Below are 23,363 nucleotides of genomic sequence, written 5' to 3'. Positions count from 1 at the left end.
GCCGTCACCGGGCGAGCAATTCTTCCACCAGGGCCGGCGTCAACTCGTCGAAATGGGCGATGACGTGGCTCGGGTCGAGGTCGGCGACCGGGACGTCCGAATAGCCGAAGGGCACGCCGATGGAGGGCACGCCTGCGTTGCGGGCGACGAGCATGTCGTTGAGGCTGTCGCCGATCATCACGGTGCGCTTCGGGTCGGCTCCGGCAAGGCGCACCGTGCCGAGGAGGTGTTCGGCGTCGGGCTTGCGCACGGCGAAGGTGTCGCCGCCGGTGATCGCGGCAAAGCGCGGCGTAAGCGCGAGGCCTTCGAGGAGCCGCCGGGCGAGGCCTTCCGTCTTGTTGGTGCAGACGGCAAGCCGGTGACCGGCGCCGGCAAGCCGGTCCATGGCTTCGGCAAGGCCGGGGAAGGGCGTCGAGACGCCCGGCATCGCCTCGGCATAGTGGTCGACGAAGGCGGTGAGCATTTCTGCCAGTTCGCCGTCGGAAATCTCGCGTCCGCGCATCGCAAAGGCGCGCTTGATCATCACCTGGCCGCCATGGCCGACGAGATAGGTGAGGTCGCCGTAGGTCACCGGCTCGAGGCCGGCGAGGCCGATCGTGTGGTTGAGGCTCGCCACGAGATCGTGCGCCGTGTCGATGAGCGTACCGTCGAGATCGAAGACAACGAGGGGGGAATTCATGGGCAGTACCTTGCGGGAAGGAGGAGGGAGGCTTCCGGCCTAAGCGATGGCGCGGGCTTTTGCAATCGGCTTCGGCCCGCTGGGGACGCGCCGATTTTGGCTTTCGTTTGCCATTCAGGGCGTGTAAGTGTCTCACCGGAATTTCGGCGGCCCATGTGCGCCGGCTGGCACCGTTGGGGGAGTTTGGGCATGGACGCCCGGGAAATGAAGATCAAGGCGGCCGAAGCCGCGCTTGCCCATGTGGAAGACGGCATGCGCCTCGGCATCGGCACCGGCTCGACGGCGGAAGAGTTCGTGCGCCTGCTTGCCGAGAAGGTCGCCGGCGGCCTTCGGGTCGAAGGCGTGCCGACTTCCGAGCGCACGGCGCGGCTGTGCCTCGAACTCGGCGTGCCGCTGAAATCGCTCGACGAGCTGCCCGAGCTCGACCTTGCCATCGACGGCGCCGACGAGGTGGACGGCCGCCTCAACCTCATCAAGGGCGGTGGCGGCGCGCTCCTGCGCGAGAAGATCGTCGCGGCCGCCTCGCAGCGCATGATCGTGATTGCCGACGAGAGCAAGGTGGTGGAAACGCTCGGCGCCTTCAAGCTGCCGATCGAGGTCAATCCCTTCGGCCTTGTCTCCACCCGCATCGCCATCGAGAAGACGGCCGACCGGCTCGGCCTTTCGGGACCGATTTCGCTGCGCGCCTCCGGCGACGGTACCTTCACCACGGATGGCGGGCACTACATTCTCGACGCATCTTTTGGCCGCATTCCTGATGCAGATGCGCTCGCAAGCCGCCTCAATGACATACCGGGCGTCGTCGAACACGGCCTCTTCATCAACATGGCGTCGCTGGCCATCATCGCGGGACCCGCGGGTGCGCGCACGCTGACGGCAAAAGACTAGACAGGAGCACAGACCGACATGATCAAATTTGCTGGTTTCGGCCGGACCCTCGCGGCGACCCTCATCGTTTCGGCAAGCCTCGCCGGCGCCGTCAGGGCGCAGGACGTGACGGACGAGCAGATCAAGGCCGCGCGCACGGCCATCGACGCCATCGGCGCGACGAGCCGCTTCGACAATATCCTGCCCGGCCTTGCCGCCCGCGTGAAGTCGACGCTCATCCAGGCTTCGCCGAACCACGAATCGGAGATCAACGCTGTCGTCGACGAGCAGGCGCTCGCGCTTGCCTCGCGCCGCGCCGACCTCGAGAAGGAAGCCGCGACCATCTACGCCAAGACCTTCACGCAGGACGAGCTGAAGGCCATCGCCGACTTCTACAATTCGCCTGTCGGCAAGAAGCTCCTGTCGGACGGCCCGATCGCCACGCGCGAAGTCATGAAGGCCGCCGAGATCTGGGCGAACGGCGTCGACCGGGACCTTCGTGCCGAGAGCGGCAAGAAGCTCGATGCGATGATCGGCACGACGACCCCGGCCGAAGGCGGCGAAGCGCAGACGCAGCAGCAGTAATCACCGGAAAGGCGGCCTCAAGGCCGCCTTTTTCCTTTCGGGCCGTTCCTTTCGGGAGCGGCCTTTTCCTTTTCAGTCCGCACTCCCTATATTCGGCGGGCCCCAAGGCGGATTCGCCCGCGGGCGTTTCGTCCAGGCCCGCCCGCAGGAGATCATCACATGACGGCATTCGACTACGACCTCTTCGTCATCGGCGGGGGCTCGGGCGGCGTGCGCAGCGCGCGTCTTGCGGCCGGCATGGGCAAGAAGGTGGGTATTGCCGAGGAATTCCGCTTCGGCGGCACCTGCGTCATCCGCGGCTGCGTGCCGAAGAAGCTCTATGTCTACGCCTCCCAGTTCCACGAGCATTTCGAGGATGCGGCGGGCTTCGGCTGGACGGTCGGCGAGACGCGCTTCGACTGGAAGGCGCTGGTCGCCGCCAAGGAGGCCGAGATCACGCGGCTCGAGGGCCTTTACCGCAAGGGCCTCGACAATGCCGGCGCGACGATCCTCCAGACCCGCGCCGTGCTGGTCGGGCCGAACACGGTGCGCCTGACGGCGACCGACGAACTGGTGACGGCCGAGCGCATCGTGATCGCCGTCGGCGGCCATCCTACGCCGCATTTCGACCTGCCCGGCCACGATCTCTGCATCACCTCCAACGAGGCCTTCGACCTTGCCGAACTGCCGAAGTCCATCCTGATCTCCGGCGGCGGTTATATCGCCGTCGAATTCGCCAACATCTTCCACGGGCTCGGCGTCGAGACGACGCTGATCTACCGCGGCAAGCAGATCCTCTCGCGCTTCGACCAGGACATGCGCGCAGGCCTGCAGGCGGCGATGATCGCCAAGGGCATCCGCATCGTCTGCGAGGACATCATCACCCATGTCGCCGAAGGCGAGGGCGGCCGGCGCACCGTGACGACCAAGGCGGGTGAAATGCTCGTCGTCGACCAGGTGATGCTGGCGCTCGGCCGCGTACCGAACACGGGGTACCTCGGGCTGGAGACGGCGGGCGTCAGGACGAACGAGAAGGGCGCCATCGTCGTGGACGACTATTCGCGCACCAACGTTCCGGGCATCTTCGCGCTCGGCGACGTGACCGACCGCGTGCAGCTCACCCCCGTCGCGATCCACGAGGCCATGTGCTTCATCGAGACGGAGTTCCGCGGCAATCCCGTCTCGCCGGACCTCGACCTCATTGCCACCGCCGTCTTCTCCCAGCCGGAGATCGGCACGGTCGGGCTCAGCGAGGAGGAGGCCGCGAAGAAGTTCGACGACCTTGAGGTCTACCGCGCCGAATTCCGCCCGATGAAGGCGACGCTCTCCGGCCGGCAGGAGAAGACGATCATGAAGCTCATCGTCAATGCCGGCGACCGCAAGGTCGTCGGCGCGCATATCCTCGGCCACGAGGCGGGCGAGATGGCGCAGCTCCTCGGCATCTCGCTGAAGGCCGGCGTCACCAAGGACGATTTCGACCGCACCATGGCCGTGCACCCGACGGCGACGGAGGAACTGGTGACGATGTACCAGCCGAGCTATCGCGTGCGGAGCGGCCAGCGGGTCTGAGACGAAGGCGTATCGCGACGGCCACAGGACGCAAACGGAGCGATGCCGGCTGGAAAGCCGGCTATGCAAGAACCATCTAACGGTCTATAAGCCCGCATCTTCTAAATGAGTGGCGTCTTCCGGCTCCGGCAGGCGCTTAGGACAGGTGAGTATCATGGCACAGAATTGGACGCCGAGCAGCTGGCGGGACAAGCCCATCAGCCAAGTTCCGGAATATCCCGATCTCGCCGCATTGGCGGCGACCGAAGAGCGCCTCGCGAAGTTTCCGCCGCTCGTCTTCGCCGGCGAAGCGCGCCGCCTCAAGGCTTCGCTCGCCAACGTCGCCGAAGGCAAGGGCTTCCTGCTTCAGGGCGGCGACTGCGCCGAGAGCTTCGCCGAGCACGGCGCCGATACGATCCGCGACTTCTTCCGTGCCTTCCTGCAGATGGCCGTGGTGCTGACCTTCGGCGCCCAGCAGCCCGTCGTGAAGGTCGGCCGCATCGCCGGCCAGTTCGCCAAGCCGCGCTCCTCGGGCTTCGAGAAGCAGGGCGACGTGACGCTGCCCTCCTACCGCGGCGACATCATCAACGGCATCGAGTTCACGGAAGAGGCCCGCGTGCCGAATCCGGAGCGCCAGATCATGGCCTACCGCCAGTCGGCCGCGACGCTCAACTTGCTCCGCGCCTTCGCCATGGGCGGCTATGCCAACCTGGAAAACGTCAACCAGTGGATGCTCGGCTTCGTCAAGGATTCGCCGCAGGCCGAGCGCTACCGCAAGCTCGCCGACCGGATCTCCGAGACGATGGACTTCATGAAGGCTATCGGCATCACCTCGGAGAACCACGCGAACCTGCGCGAGACGGATTTCTTCACCAGCCATGAAGCGCTGCTGCTCGGCTACGAGCAGGCGCTGACGCGCGTGGATTCGACCTCGGGCGACTGGTATGCGACCTCCGGCCACATGATCTGGATCGGCGACCGCACGCGCCAGCTCGACCATGCCCATGTCGAATACTGCCGCGGTATCAAGAACCCGCTCGGCCTCAAATGCGGCCCGTCGCTCCAGCCCGACAACCTGATCGAGCTGATCGATGCACTGAACCCGGCCAACGAGGCCGGCCGCCTGACGCTGATCTGCCGCTTCGGCCACGACAAGGTCGCGGAAAACCTGCCGCGCCTCATCCGCGCCGTGGAGCGGGAAGGCAAGAAGGTCATCTGGTCGTGCGATCCGATGCATGGCAACACGATCACGCTCAATAACTACAAGACCCGCCCGTTCGAGCGGATCCTGTCGGAGGTCGAGAGCTTCTTCCAGATCCATCGGTCGGAAGGCACGCATCCGGGCGGCATCCATATCGAGATGACCGGCAACGACGTCACGGAATGCACGGGCGGCGCCCGCGCGCTTTCCGGCGACGACCTTGCCGACCGCTACCACACCCATTGCGACCCGCGCCTCAACGCCGACCAGGCGCTGGAACTCGCCTTCCTCCTTGCCGAGCGCATGAAGGGCGGCCGCGACGAAAAGCGCATGGTGGTGAACGGCTGATCGCGTTTCGTTCACGCTTCGGTTCCGTAAATTAGCGGAGCTGATGCAAGCATTCAGGAATGTGAAATTGACAGGACCGGGCCGGCTGGCAAAGCTGGCCCGGTTTTCGTTTGGGAGGAAGAATGAGCGAGGAACATACCGGCCATTGCCTGTGCGGGGCGGTGCGCTTTCGCACCGTCGGCCCGTTGCGCGACGTTATCGCCTGCCATTGCAGCCAGTGCCGGCGGCAGACCGGCCATCACTACGCCGCCACCAATGTCGGGGACGACCGGCTGACGGTGGAGGGCGGCGAGAACGTCACCTGGTACAGGGCGAGCGACACGGCCAGCCGCGGCTTCTGCCGCACCTGCGGCTCGGCGCTGTTCTGGAAGGGCGACGGCTCGGACTATACCTCGATCATGGCCGGCGCCTTCGACCGGCCGACGGGGTTGAAGATCGGCGTCCATATCTTCTGCGCGGACAAGGGCGACTATTACGAGATCGACGACGGCGTGCCGCAATTCCCGCAGGCCCGCTAGGCTCATTGCACGAGGGCGGGCCGCTGGCAGCGCACGCCCGTCACCGTGACGTCGGCCTCGCCGATCCTGACCCCGGCCACCAGCAGCAGGTTGTAGAGAAGCTCGTCGATGGCGGGCGTCACGGCCGTCAGCGTCGAGGCGAGCGCCTTGGTGACCAGCGAGGTGTTGAGCGCAAGGTTCAGGAGCTTGATGTCGACTTCCACGTCCATGTCGCCGATCAGGGTCTTGACGGCGGAGGTGAGCGTGTCGCGCGTCGATACGGTCTTCGTCGTCTTCGCGGCGATCTCGGTCGGTGAATAGGTGAGGCGGGTCTTGCCGAGGTTCTTCACCTCGCCATGCGCCAGCGCATTGATGGCAAGCAGCGCGGAATCGACGATGCGGGCCTTTTCGACGCGCGGCTCGTCGGAAAAATCCGAAAGGACGGAAGGATCGACCTTGCCGATCGCGATCTCCGCGACGCCCGGCACGGTATCCACCGCCACCTCGGCATTTTCCGGCGTACCGCCGAGGCAGCGGATGTCGGCGAGCTTCGCCTCCGACGCGGCGACCTCCACGTAGAGCGGCAGTTTCACGCGCAGGCCCGCAAGGGCGGCAAGGCCGTCGACGCTCACCTCGACGGCAAGCCGGGTCTGGGCGCTGCGCACGGCGCTGCCGGGTGCGCCGAGCCGGTGGGCGGGCGTTTCGACCGGCGGTTCGCCGATGGCGAGCTTCACGCTGACGCCGGCAAGGCCGGGAAGGGCGGCGCCGGCGTCGAGCGCCACCTGCTTGCCGCCATTGGCGAGCCCCGCGGCGGCGGATATCATCTGCAGCGCATTGACGGACATCGCCCAGTCGCCGCCGGTCGCGACGGCAAGGCCCTTCTTCGGATCGAGGTTGAGGATGCGCGAGAGCGGCAGCTTGACCTTGCTGCCGGCCGTCGCCTGCTCGATGAGGCGCAGCGCCGAACGCACGGGGCCGGAAAGCCCGTCCACGGCGCCCATCGCGGCGAGAAGCTCGGGCATGGTGAGGCCGGCATTCAGCACGTCCTCGTAGGTCGCCGCCGTCAGGTCGAGGCGGGTCGCGACGGCCTTGAGGAAGGGCTGGACGGAAATATCGGCATCGACGAGCGCCCGGTAATCCATCGCCTTCAGGGAGAGGGTCGTGCCGAGAAGCTGGCCGAGCAGGGCATTGAGGATGCCGTCGTTGAGGCTGGCAAGGCGTGTGCCGAGCGAGAAGGCCGCGATCTTCGAGCGCGAGGCCGTGCCCGTCGCGGAAAGGAGCGGCGGCTTTGGCAGGAACATCGCCGACACGAAGAGATCGGCGGGCCGGCTGAGGGTGACGCGCGCGGCGTCGGCATCCGCGCCGGCAGGCTTGAAGCGCGCCTCGGGTGCGATATCGGGATCGGCGACATAGCGGCCGCGCTCGACATGGGCGGCCGCAAGGGGCATGCCGTCCCTTGCGAGCGCGATTGCCGGGGGAATGGTGAGTCCGTCCCTGCCCGTGACGGTGACGGGCAGCTTGTTGAGCGCGAAATAGGCCGCGGCCGACTTCTCCGCCTCACCGACGCTCGAAGCGGCGGCGATGGCGGCAAGGTCCACTGAAGCCTGCAACTGGCGCCGCTGCACGGTGAAATAGCCGTAGTCGACGCCGAGGGCGAGCGAGAAGATCATCAGCGGCAGGCTGAGGGCGGCGAGCGTGCCGATATTGCCGGAGCGGTCGGCAAGGAGGCGGGACGGCTGCATCCTACAGCCCTCCCACGCGCACCGTGGCATAACGCTCGATCTTCTCCTGCGGCAGGGCGAAGGTGAAGAGCTTCCAGATCGGCAGGTCGCTGGAATCGTAGGTGATCGTCACGGTGAACTGGTCGGCATTGCCGGGATCGTCGCTGACCTCGACATGCATCTTCGCCCGGTTGATGAAGGAATAGTCGAGGCGCGAGGCGTCGAGATAGCGGTTGACCAGCGTGACGCGCTCGGCCGGGTTGAGGCCGGCCACCGCCGTGCGTGCCGCATCCGCCGCGATCTGCTGCACGGAATGGGTGACGGAAAGGTAGATGCCGTAGGCGATCAGCGTGAAGAGCGTGAGAAAGAAAAGCGGCGCGATGATCGCGAATTCCAGCGCCGAGGTGCCGGCGCGATCCTTCGACAGGCGGGTAAGGGCGTGCATGACATCTCCTCCTTGGGATTGTCTGGCGACGTGGCATTCCCGCATCCGGAAGGCGGATGCACGCATATCGTGCTCCGCGAATCTTAATTTCTCCTATAGATTGATTTTGTGAGATTTATGGGTATTTCAGGTTGTGGGGACGTGTCATTCCTGCTGCCGCAACGCCTCGCGCAGGCGCAGGATTTCCAGCTTGAGGGCGGCGATCTCGTCGAGAAGATAGGTGTCGATCTTGTGATGCAGCGCGATCAGCTCGATTTCGGCCTTCAGGTTGACCTCGTAGTCCTTGGAGGCCTCGAAGCGGTCGCGGGCGGCCTGCCGGTTCTGCGACATCATGATGATCGGCGCCTGCAGCGCCGCGAGCATGGAAAGCACGAGGTTGAGGAAGATGAAGGGATAGGGGTCGAAGGCATCCCGCGACAGCAGGACGGTGTTGGCGAGCGTCCAGACGACGAGGAAGAGGAGGAAGCCGATGATGAAGGTCCACGATCCGCCGACCCGGGCGATGGCGTCGGCCACCCGATCGCCGAGCGATTGCCGCGCCTCATAGGCGACGTTGCGGTCTTCCGAGAGGATGCGCCCCTCGCGGGAATGCAGCAATACCTCCCGCTCCGTCTCGTCGAGCTGGTCGGCGGACTTGCCGAAGAGGATTTGTGCGGCGTCGTCGAAAGGTCTCATAGCGAGGCTCCGGAGGGAATCAGAACCGTTAGCCTAGAGTTTGTCAGGGAAAAGTGGAAACCGGTTTTCCCGAAAAGACAAACGAAAACAAACAATCCCGGAGTCTGTCCGGTTCAGAATGAGTCGGACAGACTCTGGCGCCGTTCCGATGAAAATCAGTAGCCCGCCGACATCAGTTCCGCATGGGAATCGAAGAAGCGTTCAAGGCCGTACTGCTTGCCGAACATGATGTCGTGCTGGAGGAAGCGGTAGTCGCGCACCAGCGGGTCGACGGTCTTCTGGCGGGCCCAGTCGGGCGTCGCGTTGCCCTTGGCGTCGATCAGCATGTAGCGGTCGATGACGCGAAGCCTGTCGTGTACGGCGCCGAGGAAGCCGGTGTAGTAAGGATGCTCGAAGCCCGCCTCCTTGAGGAGGTAATAGGAGAGGAAGGCCGGGCTGACCGTGCCGATCTCCTTGTCGACGCCGGTCTTGTTCGACCAGATGACGAGCGGGGTCTCGTGCTCCTTCTTCATCTGCTCGGGCGTGCCCTTGCGCGAGGCGGTGATGCCCTGCATGTAGCCGGAGTTCTTGTAGACCGTGTTGAGCGGCGGCAGGTGGTCGCCGAAGATGACGATGATCGTCTCGCGGTCGCGTTCCTTCGCCCAGTCCATCAGCATCTTCAGGCTGCCGTCGGCCTCCTTCACGCCCTGCGCGTAGCTTGCGAGCATGCGCGTGTCGCGGGCGTCGAGCCGGCCGTCGACCTTGATGTCGGTCCTGGCGTAGCGGCCGTCGTCATAGGGGCCATGGCCCTGCAGCGTGACGGCGAAGAAGAAGAACGGATCCTCCTGGCTGTCCGCCTGGCGGATGATCTCCTTGGTCAGCGCCTCGTCCGAGGTGAAGTTGCCGCGCTTTGCCAGCGGCGGCATCTTGTCGACATCCTTGAAGGTCTCGAAGCCGAAGGCCTTGTAGACGCTCGTGCGGTTCCAGAACCAGCCGGAGAACGGGTGGATGGCGCGCGCCGTATAGCCTTCCGCGCGGAAGAACGTGGCGAGCGAGGGGATCGGCTTGCGCACATACTGCTGGTAGGGAATGCTGCCCGTCGGCAGGAACGCGTTGGAGAAGCCCGTCAGCGCCTCGAATTCGATATTGGCGGTGAGGCCGCCGAATTCCGGCGAGAAGACGGAGCCGCTGCGGTTCTTGCGGATCACCGGCATCGGGTCTTCCGAGAGCTTGACCGTGTCGAGACGCGTCGGATCCCACAGGGACTCGCTCATCAGCACGATGACGTCCGGCTTGGAGCGGTGCGTCGTGCCGGCGGGCATGGGCTTCGACGGGATCTTGTCGATGGCGTCGATCATGTAGCCGGCCGGCGCCTTGACGTTGGCCATCGGCAGGTTGATCGCGAACGCCATGACGAAGCCGTTATGGCGATAGTTCTCCGCCTGGTCCCACATGATCGGGAAGACCTTCAGCCGGTCGCGGACCCAGGAGAAGTCGTTGTAGTCCATGATCGAGACGAAGCCGGCGAGAAGCGGCAGCGCAAGCGCGAGGCGCGTCAGGCGCTCCTTGCCCGTCAGCGGCCGGAAGCGGCGCCAGGCGAAGACAAGAAGGCTGACGAGGCCGACGACGGCAACGACGAGCGCGACCGCAAGGCCGGCGGCCGTCCACGGCCGGTCCTTCACGAGGACCGGCATCAGTTCGAGGATCTGGCGGCCGAAGAGCAGGTCCGTCGGATAGAGCGGGTCGGTCAGGAAGACCTGCTTCTGCTGCGAGATGAAGCCCATCAGCACGGCGAGCGGGAAGACGATCAGCACGGCCTTGTGCTGGCGGCCGATCAGCGCGTCGACGGTGAGGAAGAGCAGGAAGAAGACGCCGACCGTCGTCCAGCCCGGCTGCTGCGGATTGGTCAGGAACGTCCAAGTCTGGGCGAGCGAGCCGCGCGTGATGAGCTCGATGGCGGCGACGGTGAGAAGGGCGAGAAGCGCGGAGACGGCAAGCGAGCGCAGCACGGCGAGCGCCCTGGCATGGCGCGTGAGGAAGCCTGCCTTGCCGGCACGCTCTTCGGTGGTTTCGATCGCCACGGCTGCGGATGTAAAGATAGCCAAGGCCGTCTCCAGATTTCATAAAAGTTTCGCGTATCTGTCATACGGATGTCATCTTGAACAGGGGATGAACGGTTTCTGCAACGTTCTCGCGGTGGATTGGTTCCCCCTGTTGCGGGGCCGCCATGAGCGCCGGAAGCATTGAAAAACGAGGACTTGCAGGCGAAGGATGCGTAATCGGCGCCGCGCTTCATTCCCAAAACGCCCCCGATGCTCTAAAGAGCTTGTCGACCGTTCGAGATGCGACAACCGCGTGCGGCCGCAGGATCGGACACCATGAGGAGACGGGTCCGCAGACATGACTTCCGAGACTGAAAAGACGACCCTGCGCATCGCCGTCGCGCAGCTCAACCCGACCGTCGGCGACGTCGCCGGCAACCTTGCCAGGGCGCGCGCCGCCCGCGAGGATGCCGCCCGGCAGGGCGCCGACCTCCTGCTCCTGACGGAACTCTTCATTTCCGGCTATCCGCCGGAGGACCTCGTGCTGAAGCCGGCCTTCCTGAAGGCCTGCCGCCGGGCGATCGACGATTTTGCCGCCGACACGGCGGATGGCGGGCCGGGCGTCGTCATCGGCTTTCCCCGGCAGGACGAGACGGGGCGCTACAACGCCGTCGCCGTGCTCGACGGCGGCAAGGTGATCGCCGTCCGCGACAAGGTGGACCTGCCGAACTACGGTGAGTTCGACGAGAAGCGCGTCTTCGACCAGGGCGCCATGCCCGGGCCGGTGAACTTCCGCGGCGTGCGCCTCGGCATCCCGATCTGCGAGGACATCTGGGGCGAGCTCGGCGTGTGCGAGACGCTGGCCGAGAGCGGCGCGGAAATCCTCCTGTCGCCGAACGGCTCGCCCTATTATCGCGGTAAGGTGGACGTGCGCCACCAGGTCGCCCTCAGGCAGGTCATCGAGACCGGCCTGCCGCTCGTCTATGCCAACCAGCTCGGCGGACAGGACGAACTGGTCTTCGACGGTGCGAGCTTCGCCTTCAACGCCGACAAGATGCTCGCCTTCCAGATGAGCGAGTTCGAGGAGGCGATCGCGCTCACCACCTGGAAGCGGCAGGGCGGCGGCTGGGTGTGCGACGCCGGCCCGATGTCGCGCATTCCCGAAAGCGAGGAGGCGGACTACCGCGCCTGCCTGCTGGGCTTCCGCGACTACGTCAACAAGAACGGCTTCAAGAATGTGGTGCTCGGCCTTTCGGGCGGCATCGACTCGGCCATCTGCGCGGCCATCGCCGTCGATGCGCTCGGCGAGGAGCGCGTGCGCTGCGTGATGCTGCCCTACCGCTACACCTCGAAGGATTCGCTGAAGGACGCGGCCGATTGCGCCAAGGCCCTCGGCTGCCGCTACGACATCGTGCCCATCGAGGCGCCGGTGACGGGCTTCCTCTCCTCGCTCGCCGAGCTCTTCGAGGGTACGGAAGAGGGGATCACGGAAGAAAACCTGCAGAGCCGCGCGCGCGGCACCATCCTCATGGCGATCTCCAACAAGTTCGGCTCGATGGTCGTCACCACCGGCAACAAGTCGGAAATGTCGGTCGGCTACGCCACGCTCTACGGCGACATGAACGGGGGCTTCAACCCGATCAAGGACCTCTACAAGATGCAGGTCTACGCCCTGTCGCGCTGGCGCAACGCCCATGTGCCGCCGGGCGCGCTCGGGCCTTCCGGCGAGGTCATCCCGGCCAACATCATCGACAAGGCGCCCTCGGCGGAGCTGCGCCCCAACCAGACCGACCAGGATTCGCTGCCGCCCTATCCGGTGCTCGACGATATCCTCGAATGCCTCGTCGAGAAGGAGATGGGCACCGACGAGATCGTCGCGCGCGGCCACGACGAGGCGACGGTTCACCGCATCGAGCACCTGCTCTACATCGCCGAATACAAGCGCCGCCAGTCCGCCCCCGGCGTCAAGATCACCAAGAAGAACTTCGGCCGCGACCGCCGCTATCCCATTACCAACCGCTTCCGCGACCGGGGGTAGGATGTATTAACCCTGGCTGAAGAAGGGCGGCACGGCAGGATTGTGGCCAAGCCGGCGTTTGTTACTCTCCCCGTCTGCCTGGGAGGATGATGGCCAATGTCTGAGCGGAATGTCGCGCTGTTCATCGACGCGGAGAATATGCCGCCATCGCTTGCGGATGCCATCCTCGTCGAGGCGGAACGGCATGGAACGTTGTCCCACCGCCGCGTGTACGGCGATTTTTCCCAAGGTCTGGCCTCGTGGCTGGACGTGGTGCCACGTCATGCATTGACGGCCTGCCAGACGGTTGCCGGCGCAGCGGGAAAGAATGGCGCCGACATCGCCCTTGTCATCGATGCCCTCGACCTGTTCCATACGACCGACGCGGATGTGTTCTGCCTTGCCACCTGCGACGGCGACTTTACGCAACTGGCGATGCGGATACGGCAAGGCGGGCAAACATTTGTCGGCATGGGGATGCCGCATGCCTCTGCTCGCTTTCGTGCGGCCTGCGATGTCTTCAAGATGTTCGATACTCCGAAAGCGCAGGCGATGTCGGCAACCGCGGTCGACAAGCAGGTAGGCGCTCCCGCTCCGTGCCGTGCATTGAAGGCGGATATTCTGAAAAGAGCCTTCCTTGCTGCACCACCGCTCGATGGCGGATGGATCGGGCTGCATGACGTCATGAAGGCACTTAAAACCTTTCAGCCGGATTTCGAGGTGAAGGCTTATGGACACAGCCAGCTCAGCAAGTTGCTGGCTTTCTCCGGTGTCGAACTGGCAGACAACAACAGGAAGGCGCGGTTGAAAGCACCGGTTTTGAAGAAGGTGGTCGATAACGGCTAGACGATCCTCATCGCCATGGGTGAAGACATAGATGCGAAGCTCCGTCGAAATCCACAATATCGTGACCGGCGAGACCCGTGTCGTCTGGCAGACGGAGCGGCTGGTGGAGGCGCCGAATTTTTCGCGCGACGGGTCGTTCCTCATCGTCAATGGCGACGGGCTGCTCTATCGCCTGCCGCTCGATGGCGGCAGGCCCGTGAAAATCGATACGGGCTTTGCCACCCGCTGCAACAACGACCACGGGATTTCGCCGGACGGTGCGCTGATCGCGATCAGCGACAAGGTGGAGTTCGGCAAGTCGGCGATCTACCTGCTGCCGTCGGAAGGCGGCACGCCGCGGCTTGCCACGCCCAACCTGCCGTCCTACTGGCACGGCTGGTCGCCGGACGGCGGGACGCTCGTCTATTGCGGCATTCGCGGCGACCTCTTCGACATCTACACGATCCCGGTCACGGGCGGCGAGGAGCGGCGGCTTACCTTCGGGGAAGGGCGCAACGACGGGCCGGATTATTCCGCCGACGGCGAATGGATCTACTTCAACTCCAGCCGCACCGGACGCATGCAGATCTGGCGGGTGCGGCCGGACGGCGGCGAGGTGACACGCATTACCGACAGCCCCTACGGCGACTGGTTCCCGCATCCTTCGCCGGACGGCCGGCACCTGCTGGTGCTTTCCTATGACGGCGACGTGTTCGACCATCCGCGCGACCTCACAGTCCGGCTGCGGCTGATGGATGTCGACGGCGGCAATGCGCGCGTGCTCTTCGAGCTTTTCGGCGGGCAGGGCACGATGAACGTGCCGAACTGGTCGCCGGACGGCACGGAATTCGCCTTCGTGCGCTATGCGCCGGCGCGTTAAGCTTTCGCTCACCAGCCCGCTTAAACGAATCTTGCCGTCTGCCGGCTAGTCTTGCCGCAACGATGTCCGGGAAATCCGGCGGGGGACAGGCAGGGAAAGATGGCGGGCAGCATGGGCGATGGGCGTGGGATACGCCGGCGCAGATTGGGGATGGCGATCCGGGCGGCGGCGGTGATGATCGTCGGCCTGTTCGTGGCCGCCAACTATTTCGTGCTGGAATATTCGATCGAACGGGCCGACAGCTTCGTCGCCGAGACCGAGCGCACGCTGGTGCGCAACGAGTTCAGCCACCAGATCGACCAGGTCGTCCAGTACCAGAGCCAGATTTCCTTCTGGGACAAGACCTTCCAGGAGCTGCAAGACGGCATGCCGGGCCACGCCTTCATCCGCGACCAGATCCGCGACTGGATGTGGGCCGACTTCGGCTTTTCCTGGATGATCTTCACCTCGCCGGACGGCGAGAAGATCCTCGGCGTGCACAATGGAAAGGCGGTTTCCGAGCGCAAGGCGCGCGAGAAGCTTTACTGGGTGAGCGACCTGACGCGCCGGGCCGAACAGGCCTACCGCGCCGCGCTTTCGCCCGACCGCGGCGGCTGGCAGGTCGCCCGCGCCAGGCGCGACCCCGATCTCCTGACACCGGCGCTGCCGAATATCCATGTCACCGGCATGCGCCTCATCGACCGCGTCATGAGCATCGTCGTGGTGCAGGCGGTCATTCCCAAGACCCTCTACATTCCCGCGAGCCGCCGCGAGCCGATCCTGCTCGTCACCGTCAAGCCGGTCTCCGGCAAGATGCTGGCGAACACGGCAAGCCGCCTCGGCGTGCACGATCTCGGCTTCACGCCCATCGTGACGGAGGAGCCGGGCCTGCTGATGACGCCGGTCGGCGGCGACGGCTACAATCCCATGGTCGCCTCCTGGCGCCCGAACATGCCGGGCTCCTTCGTCTGGCAGTCGGCGGTGCCGCAGATCGCGATCTTCGTTGTCGCCTTCGCGGCGGTCATGCTCTTCGTCGCCGTGCGCTTCTCCTCCCTCGTCAAGGCGCTCCAGCGCAGCGAGGCGAAGAACGCCTTCCTCGCGCGGCACGACCCGCTGACGGGCCTCAAGAACCGTAGCGGCTTCGACGAGGAGGTCTCGCGGGCCGTGCGCAAGGGAGAGGACAAGCCCTTCGCGATCCTCGCGCTCGACCTCGACAAGTTCAAGGCCGTCAACGACCGGCACGGCCATGCGGCCGGCGACACGGTGCTGCAGGCCGTCGCCCGGCGCTTTTCCGACAGGATCGGCCCGCGCGGCACGGTCGCCCGGCTCGGCGGCGACGAGTTCTGCGTGCTGCTTGCGGGCGAATACGCCCGCGCCGACCTTGTGGCGCTCGCGGAGGATCTGGTGCGCGACACGCAGGTGCCCGTCGCCTATGACGGCCAGTTGCTCCTCATCGGCGGCAGCGCCGGCATCGCCCAGTTCCCCGAGCACGGCGGCTCGGTCCACGACGTCATGGTGATGGCCGACGCCGCGCTCTACGCGGCCAAGAACGGCGGGCGCAACCGCGCCGTCCATGCCGGCGATATCGGCAGCGAGGCGGTCGCCGAGGCTGCCGCGGCGCGCGCCGCCTGACGCGGGGGCTTGATCGGGCGCGGGAGGCGTGCGCATATCCTTCCCGTCAGGTGCCCGCTTCGGCGGGAGAATCGGGAATCCGGTGCGGAAGCGCTCCAAGACCGGAACGTGCCCAACGCTGTGACGGGGATGGCTGGACCTTGAAAGCCTGAGTCGATTCAGGCTTTTGCCACTGGTTTTTCAACCGGGAAGGCAGGTGCGGCCAGGCGAACCGGAGTCAGAAGACCGGCCTGGCAAGATAGACCGCACCCGCGCGGACGGCGGAAGGTTGCACGCATTGTTGGGGAGATGACGATGCGAACCGAACCCCTGGATCCTCTGGTCCGGGCGGGCGCCTTTTCTTGCGAGGAGAGGCAGGCCGTCTACCGTGCCATCGAAACGCGCCGCGACGTGCGCGACCAGTTCCTGCCCGAGCCCCTGCCGGACGATCTCGTCGGCCGCCTGCTGCAGGCGGCCCACAGCGCGCCGTCGGTCGGCTTCATGCAGCCGTGGAACTTCCTTCTGGTGCGCAGCGAGGCGACGCGGCGGGCGGTGCATGCCGCCTTCCTGAAGGCCAATGCCGAGGCGGCCGAAATGTTTGCCGGCGAGCGGCAGGCCGCGTACCGCGCGCTGAAGCTCGAAGGCATCCTGAAGGCGCCGCTCTCCATCTGCGTGACCTGCGATCCGACGCGGGGCGGCACCGTGGTGCTCGGGCGCACGCACAATCCGCGCATGGACGTCTATTCCACCGTCTGCGCGGTGCAGAACCTGTGGCTCGCCGCGCGGGCGGAGGGCGTCGGTGTCGGCTGGGTCAGCATCTTCCACGACAGCGATATCCGGCAGGCGCTCGCCATTCCCGAGCATGTCGAGATTGTCGCCTGGCTCTGCGTCGGCTATATCGACCAGCTCTATGGCGAGCCGGAGCTTGCGGTGAAAGGCTGGCGCCAGCGCCTGCCGCTGGAAGATCTGGTGTTCGAGGAGCGGTGGCCGGAGGGGGCGGGCGTCAGTTGACGCCGGCATCGGCCGGGCGACCGAGGTCTATGGCGGATTCGCTCGACGGCAGGAAGACCGGCCCGACCGTGCGGACCTTGTGCTTTGCCGGATCGTAGTCGCGCTCCTCGACCGTCACGGGCTTTTTCGCCACGGTGGCCTTGGGCAGGGTGCGGATATCGGTGACGGAGCCTTCCGCCGGCTCGTCCGTCTCGCCCCTGGCGACCTTCTCGCGCTTGATCATGTCCTGGTAGTAGGCCGAGAGGTTGCAGCCGCAGCTTCCCGGCTTGGAGAGATCGCGCGTGCGGTAGGAGAAGGCGTTCTGCAGCTCGACATAGGGCCGGCCGGTGACGGTGGACGTCATCTGCTCCGTCTCCTGCCCCTCGGCCATCGACTGGTAGAAGAGCTCGGTTTCCGTCTGCGGGCACATCATCGCGCAGACCTGCTGGTCGCGGCGGAAATCCATCGGCGAGGCGTTGGAGGAGATCGGGAAGAAGCCGCCGTCGCAGGTGCGCACGCAGACCGTGCGCAGGTTGCCGTGGCCCGAGCCGCCGAGCCGGCGCAGTTGCAGCCGCTCGCTGCCCTCCGGCGCCGTGCCGAGCGGCAAGGTGCGCGTCTCGTCGAGCGTACGCAGCGTTTCCCTCGCGGCGATGGGCATGACCTCGGCATTGTCGTTGCAGCCGTTCTTCTCCAGCGCCGCGAGAAGGCGCCCGCGCTCGCCCCTCGATGAGGTGCCGCCGGCAAATTCGCGGCGCTTCTTGTCGAGGATATCGAGGTTGCGCTCCATCCTGTCGATGACGGTGGAGAGCGTCGCGCAGGCGTCGGCGTTCGCCCCGCCGATCACGATGATGCTGCCGCTGGAGCAGCCGAGGCGGCGCTGGTCGCTTTTCGCCTTGCGGAGCTGGATGTTCTGCCGGGTGATGGCGCCGGCATATTTGCGCACGCTGGCGGTATCGACGATCACCGTCGGCAGGTTGGCGATGTCCCTCTGGATGCGCTCGCACACGCCCGCTATCGCGCCGCCGGAAAGGAAAAGCGGCACGCCGGCGGCGATGACGGACAGGAGGCGGATGCAGCCCCTCATGTTCTCTACCCCTCGGCAAGCGTGGCAAGACAGGGCCTTATCATAGGCGAGAGCGGGGCTCATGCAACGCACTCCCGCATTTGTGATTAACGGCACGGCGCCCCTCAGCCTTGCAAGAGGGGCCTTCGGACCCTAGATTGGCGCCATCGCAGCACCGACCGGATGGTACGTCATGGATTTCAACCCGACCGCAAACCGACTTCGTTTTGTCATCGGGGAAAACCGTATCCATGCCGCACTCCATCACGCTTTCCAAAATCACCTGGTCGACGCCTGAGGGGCGCACGCTCCTTTCCGATCTCGACCTGACCTTCGGCGCCGAACGCGCCGGCCTTGTCGGCCGCAACGGCGTCGGCAAGACGACGCTGCTGAAGCTTGCCGCGGGCGAACTCTTGCCGCAGGCGGGCTCTGTCGCGGTGGACGGTACGCTCGGCGTCCTGCGCCAGAGCGTGCAGGTGGCCCCGCGGGAAACCATTGCCAGCCTCTTCGGCATTGCCGATGCGCTCTCCCTTCTCGCCCGCGCCGAGCGGGGCGAGGCGGATGCCGCCGCGCTTGCCGAAGCCGATTGGACGCTGGAGGCGCGCCTTGCCGCGGCGCTCGCCCGCGTCGGGCTGGAGGCCGAGCCCGAAACGCCGCTCGCCGCGCTTTCCGGCGGGCAGCGCACCCGGGCGGGGCTTGCCGCACTCCTCTTCGGCGAGCCGGATTTCCTGCTGCTCGACGAGCCCACCAACAATCTCGACCGGGAGGGGCGGCGCGCCGTCATCGACATGCTGGCCGGCTGGCGGGCCGGCGCCGTCGTCGTCAGCCACGACCGCGAGCTTCTGGAAACCATGGACGCCATCGTCGAGCTGACGAGCCTCGGCGCCACGCGCTACGGCGGCAACTGGAGCGCCTACCGGGCGCGCAAGGCGCTGGAGCTCGCCGCCGCCCACCGCGACCTCGCCGACGCGGAGAAGGAGGCCGCCGATATCGCCCACACCATGCAGGCGCTTGCCGAGCGCAAGGCGCGCAAGGACAGCGCCGGCCGGCGCAAGAAGGCGCGCGGCGACCTTCCGCGCATCGTGCTCGGCGGGATGAAGGAGCGTGCGGAGCTGACGGGCGGAGCCAATGCGCGCCTTGCCGAAAGCCGGCAGGGGCAGGCGGCGGAGGCCGTGGCCTCGGCGCGCGAGCGCATCGAAATCCTCCAGCCGCTGACCGTCACCGTGCCGTCGACGCAGCTTCCGGCCAGCAGGACGGTTCTGCGCATGGAGGGGGTGACGGCGGGCTATGCGCCGGAGCGGCCGGTGATCCGCGACCTCTCCTTCGCCATGACGGGGCCGGAGCGGGTGGCGGTGACGGGGCCGAACGGGGCGGGCAAGACGACGCTGCTTTCGCTGGTCACGGGCCGGCTCGCGCCCTTTGCCGGCAGCGTGCGGCTCTTCACCGAGGCCGCCATGCTCGACCAGCGCGTCAGCCTGCTCGATCCGGCGCTGTCGATCCGCGACAATTTCCTGAGGATCAACCCGGATGCGGACGAGAATGCCTGCCGGGCGGCGCTGGCGCGCTTCATGTTCCGGGCGGATGCCGCCCTGCAGGTCGCCGGCAGCCTCAGCGGCGGCCAGCTCCTGCGCGCCGGCCTTGCCGCGGTGCTCGGCGGCGGACGGCCGCCGGCGCTGCTCATCCTCGACGAGCCGACGAACCATCTCGACATCGAGGCCATCGAGGCGGTGGAAGCGGGCCTGCGGGCCTATGACGGCGCACTCCTCGTCGTCAGCCACGACGAGGCGTTCCTGGAGGCGATCGGCATCACGCGGCGGCTGGAGCTTGCGGGGGCGTGAGTGGACAAGCGTCTTCCACCCTGCTTTCCGTCATGCTCGGGCTTGTCCCGGGCATCCATGCCACAAGCGGCGGCGTGCCGTGGGACGTGGATCCTCGGGTCAAGCCCGAGGATGACGGAGGGGAGGAGAAGACCCACAAGTTGCTCGGCGGCCGTCGGGCTACCGGGCGGTGATTCCCCCGCTCGTCACGACGACGGGTTGGAGGCTTCCACCACGGCAAGGGCGGCCATGTTGACGACGCCGCGGGAGGTGACCGACGGCGAGAGGATGTGGGCGGGCATGGCGGCGCCGAGGAGGATGGGGCCGACATGCAGGCTGTCCGTCGTCATCTTCACCACGCCGAGCGTGATGTGGGCGGCGTCGAGGTTCGGGAAGACGAGGAGGTTGGCTTCGCCCGTCAGCGCCGAATCCGGCATGACGCGCTGGCGCAGCGCCTCGGAGATGGCGGCATCGCCATGCATTTCGCCGTCCGCCTCCAGCGTCGGGTCCATCTTGCGCACGAGCTCCATGGCCCGGCGCATCTTGAAGGCGCTCTCCGAATCGCGCGAGCCGAAGTTGGAGTGCGAGACGAGGGCGGCGCGCGGCGTGATGCCGAAGCGGCGGATTTCGTGCGCGGCCATCACCGTCATCTGCGCGACGGCCTCGGCCGTCGGCTCGCAGGTCACGTAGGTGTCGGTGAGGAACATGGCGCCGCGCTGGGAGATCAGCAGGCTGAGCGCCGAGAAATCGAGCGCGCCGTCCTTCTTGCCGATGATCTGGCTGACGTCGCGCAGGTGCCGGGCATAGCGGCCCTCGACGCCGCAGATCAGCGCATCGGCCTCGCCGCGCTTGACGGCGAGCGCGCCGATGACCGTCTGGTTCGTGCGCACGATGGTGCGCGCGGCTTCCGGGGTGATGCCCTTGCGGCCGACGATGCGGAAATAGTCGTCGACATAATCGCGGTAGCGCGGATCGTCCTCGGGGTTCACCACCTCGAAGTCGGTGTGCGGGCGGATGCGCAGGCCGTAGCGCTTGAGGCGCGTCTCGATGATATGCGGGCGGCCGATGAGGATGGGCCGGGCGATCTCCTCCTCCAGCAGCACCTGGGCGGCGCGCAGCACGCGCTCGTCCTCGCCCTCGGCGAAGATCACGCGCTTCTTCTCGGCCTTCTTCGCCGCGGCGAAGATCGGTTTCATGATGAAGCCGGAGCGCCAGACGAAGCGGTTGAGCTGGTCGAGATAGGCGTCGAAATCGCTGATCGGGCGGGAGGCGACGCCGGTCTCGGCGGCCGCGCGCGCCACGGCCGGCGCGATGCGCAGGATGAGCCGCGGGTCGAAGGGCGAGGGGATGAGGTAGTTCGGGCCGAAGCTCGGCGTATCGCCGGAATAGGCGCGGGCGGCGACGTCCGACACTTCCTCGCGGGCGAGCGCGGCGATGGCGCGCACCGCCGCCATCTTCATCTCCTCGTTGATCGTGCGCGCGCCGCAATCGAGCGCGCCGCGGAAGATGTAGGGGAAGCAGATGACGTTGTTGACCTGGTTGGGGAAGTCCGAGCGGCCGGTGCAGATCATCGCGTCGGGGCGGGCGGCGCGCGCCTCTTCCGGCATGATTTCCGGCGTTGGATTGGCGAGCGCCATGATGAGCGGCTTTTCGGCCATGCGCTGGAGGAGTTCCTGCTTCAGCACGCCGGCGGCCGAAAGGCCGAGGAAGACGTCCGCCCCGTCGATGCTCTCGGAAAGGGCGCGCTTGTCGGTCTCCTGCGCGTAGACGGCCTTCCACTGGTCCATCAGCGCCTCGCGGCCCTTGTAGACGAGGCCCTCGATGTCGTGGACCCAGATGTTCTCCACCTTCGCGCCGAGGGCGACGAGCTGGTTGAGGCAGGCGAGCGCCGCCGCGCCGGCGCCGGAGGCGACGATCTTGGCCTCGTGCAGCGACTTTCCGGCGAGCTCCAGCCCGTTCAGCACCGCGGCGGCGACGATGATGGCGGTGCCGTGCTGGTCGTCGTGGAAGACGGGAATGTCCATCTTCTCGCGAAGCTGGCGCTCCACCTCGAAGCATTCCGGCGCCTTGATATCCTCGAGGTTGATACCGCCGAAGGTCGGCTCCAGCGCGGAGATGACCTCGACCATCTTGTCGACGGTCGGCGCGTCGATCTCGATGTCGAAGACGTCGACGCCGGCGAATTTCTTGAAGAGGACGGCCTTGCCCTCCATCACGGGCTTGGAGGCGAGCGGGCCGATATTGCCGAGGCCGAGCACGGCCGTGCCGTTGGAGACGACGGCGACGAGGTTGGAGCGGGCCGTGTAGTCGGCGGCGGTATCCGGATCGTCGCGGATGGCAAGGCAGGGCGCAGCGACGCCCGGCGAATAGGCGAGCGCCAGGTCCCGCTGGTTGCCGAGCGGCTTGGTGGGCGTGATCTCCAGCTTGCCCGGGCGGGGGTGACGGTGGAAGAAGAGGGCCTGCTGGTCGATGTCGCCGCTCGCTGGGCCGTTCTGCGTCCTCGATTTGTCACCCGTGCTCATGTCGTCCTGCCCTGTATCGTTTTTCCTGCGACCTTTCCGGACATGGAAACGCCGCGACGTGAAGTTTTACGAGTCTTCCATAAAGCCGCAATCGGCGCCCCGTGCAATGGCTATTTGTCGATCGAAATTGCATAGGTGTGTCATCAATCTGAAACAGGAGTCTGGTTTTCAACGGGATGAAAGCCGCCCCCTCGGACGACGATCGCGGCGGCCGGCCACCCGGAGACACAAGCATGACCGTGACCCCCGCCAATCCCGACGTCCGCCACTTCCGCACGCTCTTCATCTCGGACGTGCATCTCGGCTCAAAAGCGGCCAAGGCGGATTTCCTGATCGATTTCCTGCGCCACCACGAGGCCGAGACCATCGTGCTCGTCGGCGATATCGTCGACGGCTGGCGGCTGAAGCGCAACTGGTACTGGCCGCAGGCCTTCAACGACGTGACGCAGAAGTTCCTGCGCAAGGCCCGCAAGGGCACCCGCATCATCTACATTCCCGGCAACCACGACGAGTTCCTGCGCGAATTCCCCGGCACGCATTTCGGCGGGGTGGAGGTTGCCGACCGCATCATCCACGAGGCGGCCGACGGGCGGCGCTATCTCGTGCTGCACGGCGACGAGTTCGACGTGGTGGTGCGCCATGCCCGCGTCGTCGCCTATCTCGGCGACTGGGCCTATGACGCGGCGATCGCGATCAACGTCGTCTTCGCCGCCGTCCGCCGCCGGCTCGGCCTGCCGTACTGGTCCTTCTCCTCCTGGGCCAAGCAGCAGGTGAAGACGGCGGTGAACTTCATCGGCGAGTTCCAGAAGGTGGTGGTCGAGGAGGCGCGGCGCGCCGATGCCGACGGCGTCATCTGCGGCCATATCCACCATGCCGTCATCACCGAGATCGACGGCATCCGCTACATCAACAGCGGCGACTGGGTGGAAAGCTGCACGGCCATCGCCGAGCACCATGACGGCGGGATGGAGCTGATCACCTGGCAGAAGGTGGCAAGCCGTCCCGCCGAGGTGGTGCCGGTCTCGCGCGACATGCCGGCGCTGGCCGCGCCCGAGGCCGCCTAGCGCCGGGCGGGCTTGGTAGAAATAGCGGA

Annotated in this window: 19 protein-coding genes and 1 riboswitch; of the genes, 12 read left to right on the top strand and 7 right to left on the bottom strand. The window is 66.3% G+C overall.

Going from position 1 to position 23,363, the window contains the following annotated elements; translation table 11 throughout:
• Positions 1-4 precede the first annotated feature (4 nt).
• A complete protein-coding gene (locus ACZ5TO_RS08875) occupies positions 5-679 on the bottom strand; it encodes an HAD family hydrolase (protein ID WP_464800246.1) in 675 nt (224 codons plus the stop codon).
• 189 nt (positions 680-868) lie between these two features.
• On the opposite strand from ACZ5TO_RS08875, the gene rpiA reads away from it, so the two are divergent.
• From rpiA to ACZ5TO_RS08850, 5 genes are all read left to right on the top strand, one after another.
• Positions 869-1,567, top strand: a complete 699-nt coding sequence (gene rpiA / locus ACZ5TO_RS08870; protein WP_184139608.1) for a ribose-5-phosphate isomerase RpiA — start codon at positions 869-871, stop codon at positions 1,565-1,567.
• Between the two features lie 18 nt (positions 1,568-1,585).
• Positions 1,586-2,131: a DUF2059 domain-containing protein gene (locus ACZ5TO_RS08865; RefSeq protein WP_464800245.1), complete on the top strand. Its 546-nt coding sequence runs from the start codon at positions 1,586-1,588 to the stop codon at positions 2,129-2,131.
• 159 nt (positions 2,132-2,290) lie between these two features.
• Entirely contained in the window at positions 2,291-3,679 is a 1,389-nt protein-coding gene (gene gor / locus ACZ5TO_RS08860) for a glutathione-disulfide reductase (protein ID WP_464800244.1), read from the top strand.
• Between the two features lie 154 nt (positions 3,680-3,833).
• Positions 3,834-5,207, top strand: coding sequence for a class II 3-deoxy-7-phosphoheptulonate synthase (locus ACZ5TO_RS08855; protein ID WP_184139602.1), 1,374 nt, complete (start codon positions 3,834-3,836; stop codon positions 5,205-5,207).
• Positions 5,208-5,329: 122 nt separating this feature from the next.
• Entirely contained in the window at positions 5,330-5,725 is a 396-nt protein-coding gene (locus tag ACZ5TO_RS08850) for a GFA family protein (protein WP_464800243.1), read from the top strand.
• Between the two features lie 2 nt (positions 5,726-5,727).
• On the opposite strand, the gene ACZ5TO_RS08845 is transcribed toward ACZ5TO_RS08850, so the two are convergent.
• From ACZ5TO_RS08845 to ACZ5TO_RS08830, 4 genes are all read right to left on the bottom strand, one after another.
• Positions 5,728-7,446 (bottom strand): pilus assembly protein TadG-related protein, encoded by a 1,719-nt coding sequence (locus tag ACZ5TO_RS08845; protein WP_464800242.1) that lies wholly within the window; start codon positions 7,444-7,446, stop codon positions 5,728-5,730.
• 1 nt (position 7,447) lies between these two features.
• Positions 7,448-7,870, bottom strand: a complete 423-nt coding sequence (locus ACZ5TO_RS08840) for a TadE/TadG family type IV pilus assembly protein (RefSeq protein WP_184139596.1) — start codon at positions 7,868-7,870, stop codon at positions 7,448-7,450.
• Between the two features lie 144 nt (positions 7,871-8,014).
• A complete protein-coding gene (locus ACZ5TO_RS08835) occupies positions 8,015-8,545 on the bottom strand; it encodes a DUF1003 domain-containing protein (protein ID WP_184139594.1) in 531 nt (176 codons plus the stop codon).
• A 155-nt stretch (positions 8,546-8,700) separates the two neighbouring features.
• Positions 8,701-10,629, bottom strand: a complete 1,929-nt coding sequence (locus ACZ5TO_RS08830; RefSeq protein ID WP_464800241.1) for an LTA synthase family protein — start codon at positions 10,627-10,629, stop codon at positions 8,701-8,703.
• 295 nt (positions 10,630-10,924) lie between these two features.
• On the opposite strand from ACZ5TO_RS08830, the gene ACZ5TO_RS08825 reads away from it, so the two are divergent.
• From ACZ5TO_RS08825 to bluB, 5 genes are all read left to right on the top strand, one after another.
• Positions 10,925-12,604, top strand: a complete 1,680-nt coding sequence (locus tag ACZ5TO_RS08825) for an NAD+ synthase (protein WP_464800240.1) — start codon at positions 10,925-10,927, stop codon at positions 12,602-12,604.
• A 96-nt stretch (positions 12,605-12,700) separates the two neighbouring features.
• Positions 12,701-13,429, top strand: coding sequence for an NYN domain-containing protein (locus tag ACZ5TO_RS08820; RefSeq protein ID WP_464800239.1), 729 nt, complete (start codon positions 12,701-12,703; stop codon positions 13,427-13,429).
• A 31-nt stretch (positions 13,430-13,460) separates the two neighbouring features.
• The gene (locus ACZ5TO_RS08815; RefSeq protein ID WP_464800238.1) at positions 13,461-14,288 is read left to right on the top strand and encodes a TolB family protein; all 828 of its coding nucleotides are present in this window, start codon (positions 13,461-13,463) and stop codon (positions 14,286-14,288) included.
• Positions 14,289-14,438: 150 nt separating this feature from the next.
• Complete coding sequence (locus ACZ5TO_RS08810; RefSeq protein WP_464800237.1) at positions 14,439-15,899, top strand: diguanylate cyclase domain-containing protein; 1,461 nt, start codon at positions 14,439-14,441, stop codon at positions 15,897-15,899.
• 31 nt (positions 15,900-15,930) lie between these two features.
• Positions 15,931-16,147, top strand: a riboswitch (cobalamin riboswitch).
• 46 nt (positions 16,148-16,193) lie between these two features.
• The gene (gene bluB, locus ACZ5TO_RS08805) at positions 16,194-16,889 is read left to right on the top strand and encodes a 5,6-dimethylbenzimidazole synthase (protein ID WP_464800236.1); all 696 of its coding nucleotides are present in this window, start codon (positions 16,194-16,196) and stop codon (positions 16,887-16,889) included.
• Here the strand turns inward: bluB and ACZ5TO_RS08800 are convergent.
• Positions 16,882-17,952, bottom strand: coding sequence for a DUF2865 domain-containing protein (locus tag ACZ5TO_RS08800; RefSeq protein WP_464800235.1), 1,071 nt, complete (start codon positions 17,950-17,952; stop codon positions 16,882-16,884). The two genes, bluB and ACZ5TO_RS08800, sit on opposite strands and share 8 nt — an antisense overlap.
• Before the next feature lie 230 nt (positions 17,953-18,182).
• Between ACZ5TO_RS08800 and ACZ5TO_RS08795 the strand changes: the two genes are divergently transcribed.
• Positions 18,183-19,769, top strand: coding sequence for an ABC-F family ATP-binding cassette domain-containing protein (locus tag ACZ5TO_RS08795; RefSeq protein WP_464800234.1), 1,587 nt, complete (start codon positions 18,183-18,185; stop codon positions 19,767-19,769).
• A gap of 185 nt (positions 19,770-19,954) precedes the next feature.
• Here ACZ5TO_RS08795 and ACZ5TO_RS08790 read toward each other — a convergent pair whose 3' ends face one another.
• Entirely contained in the window at positions 19,955-22,270 is a 2,316-nt protein-coding gene (locus ACZ5TO_RS08790; RefSeq protein WP_184141352.1) for an NADP-dependent malic enzyme, read from the bottom strand.
• 233 nt (positions 22,271-22,503) lie between these two features.
• Between ACZ5TO_RS08790 and ACZ5TO_RS08785 the strand changes: the two genes are divergently transcribed.
• Positions 22,504-23,334: a UDP-2,3-diacylglucosamine diphosphatase gene (locus tag ACZ5TO_RS08785; protein ID WP_464800233.1), complete on the top strand. Its 831-nt coding sequence runs from the start codon at positions 22,504-22,506 to the stop codon at positions 23,332-23,334.
• Positions 23,335-23,363: the final 29 nt, after the last annotated feature.

The sequence above is a fragment of the Shinella sp. Sh6 genome, assembly GCF_055392685.1.
The sequence above is the reverse complement of the archived record's forward strand: the minus strand, read 5'-3'. Positions and strand labels throughout refer to the sequence as shown.

What these genes read in the sequence shown, in the direction of transcription:
- ACZ5TO_RS08825 (WP_464800240.1), top strand. Translation starts at nt 10,925, where the DNA reads ATGACTTCCGAGACTGAAAAGACGACCCTGCGCATCGCCGTCGCGCAG.
- ACZ5TO_RS08790 (WP_184141352.1), bottom strand. Translation starts at nt 22,270, where the DNA reads ATGAGCACGGGTGACAAATCGAGGACGCAGAACGGCCCAGCGAGCGGC.
- ACZ5TO_RS08835 (WP_184139594.1), bottom strand. Translation starts at nt 8,545, where the DNA reads ATGAGACCTTTCGACGACGCCGCACAAATCCTCTTCGGCAAGTCCGCC.
- ACZ5TO_RS08815 (WP_464800238.1), top strand. Translation starts at nt 13,461, where the DNA reads ATGCGAAGCTCCGTCGAAATCCACAATATCGTGACCGGCGAGACCCGT.
- ACZ5TO_RS08845 (WP_464800242.1), bottom strand. Translation starts at nt 7,446, where the DNA reads ATGCAGCCGTCCCGCCTCCTTGCCGACCGCTCCGGCAATATCGGCACG.
- ACZ5TO_RS08875 (WP_464800246.1), bottom strand. Translation starts at nt 679, where the DNA reads ATGAATTCCCCCCTCGTTGTCTTCGATCTCGACGGTACGCTCATCGAC.
- ACZ5TO_RS08865 (WP_464800245.1), top strand. Translation starts at nt 1,586, where the DNA reads ATGATCAAATTTGCTGGTTTCGGCCGGACCCTCGCGGCGACCCTCATC.
- ACZ5TO_RS08795 (WP_464800234.1), top strand. Translation starts at nt 18,183, where the DNA reads ATGCCGCACTCCATCACGCTTTCCAAAATCACCTGGTCGACGCCTGAG.
- gor (WP_464800244.1), top strand. Translation starts at nt 2,291, where the DNA reads ATGACGGCATTCGACTACGACCTCTTCGTCATCGGCGGGGGCTCGGGC.
- ACZ5TO_RS08855 (WP_184139602.1), top strand. Translation starts at nt 3,834, where the DNA reads ATGGCACAGAATTGGACGCCGAGCAGCTGGCGGGACAAGCCCATCAGC.
- ACZ5TO_RS08850 (WP_464800243.1), top strand. Translation starts at nt 5,330, where the DNA reads ATGAGCGAGGAACATACCGGCCATTGCCTGTGCGGGGCGGTGCGCTTT.
- ACZ5TO_RS08810 (WP_464800237.1), top strand. Translation starts at nt 14,439, where the DNA reads ATGGCGATCCGGGCGGCGGCGGTGATGATCGTCGGCCTGTTCGTGGCC.
- ACZ5TO_RS08840 (WP_184139596.1), bottom strand. Translation starts at nt 7,870, where the DNA reads ATGCACGCCCTTACCCGCCTGTCGAAGGATCGCGCCGGCACCTCGGCG.
- rpiA (WP_184139608.1), top strand. Translation starts at nt 869, where the DNA reads ATGGACGCCCGGGAAATGAAGATCAAGGCGGCCGAAGCCGCGCTTGCC.
- ACZ5TO_RS08820 (WP_464800239.1), top strand. Translation starts at nt 12,701, where the DNA reads ATGTCTGAGCGGAATGTCGCGCTGTTCATCGACGCGGAGAATATGCCG.
- bluB (WP_464800236.1), top strand. Translation starts at nt 16,194, where the DNA reads ATGCGAACCGAACCCCTGGATCCTCTGGTCCGGGCGGGCGCCTTTTCT.
- ACZ5TO_RS08800 (WP_464800235.1), bottom strand. Translation starts at nt 17,952, where the DNA reads ATGAGGGGCTGCATCCGCCTCCTGTCCGTCATCGCCGCCGGCGTGCCG.
- ACZ5TO_RS08785 (WP_464800233.1), top strand. Translation starts at nt 22,504, where the DNA reads ATGACCGTGACCCCCGCCAATCCCGACGTCCGCCACTTCCGCACGCTC.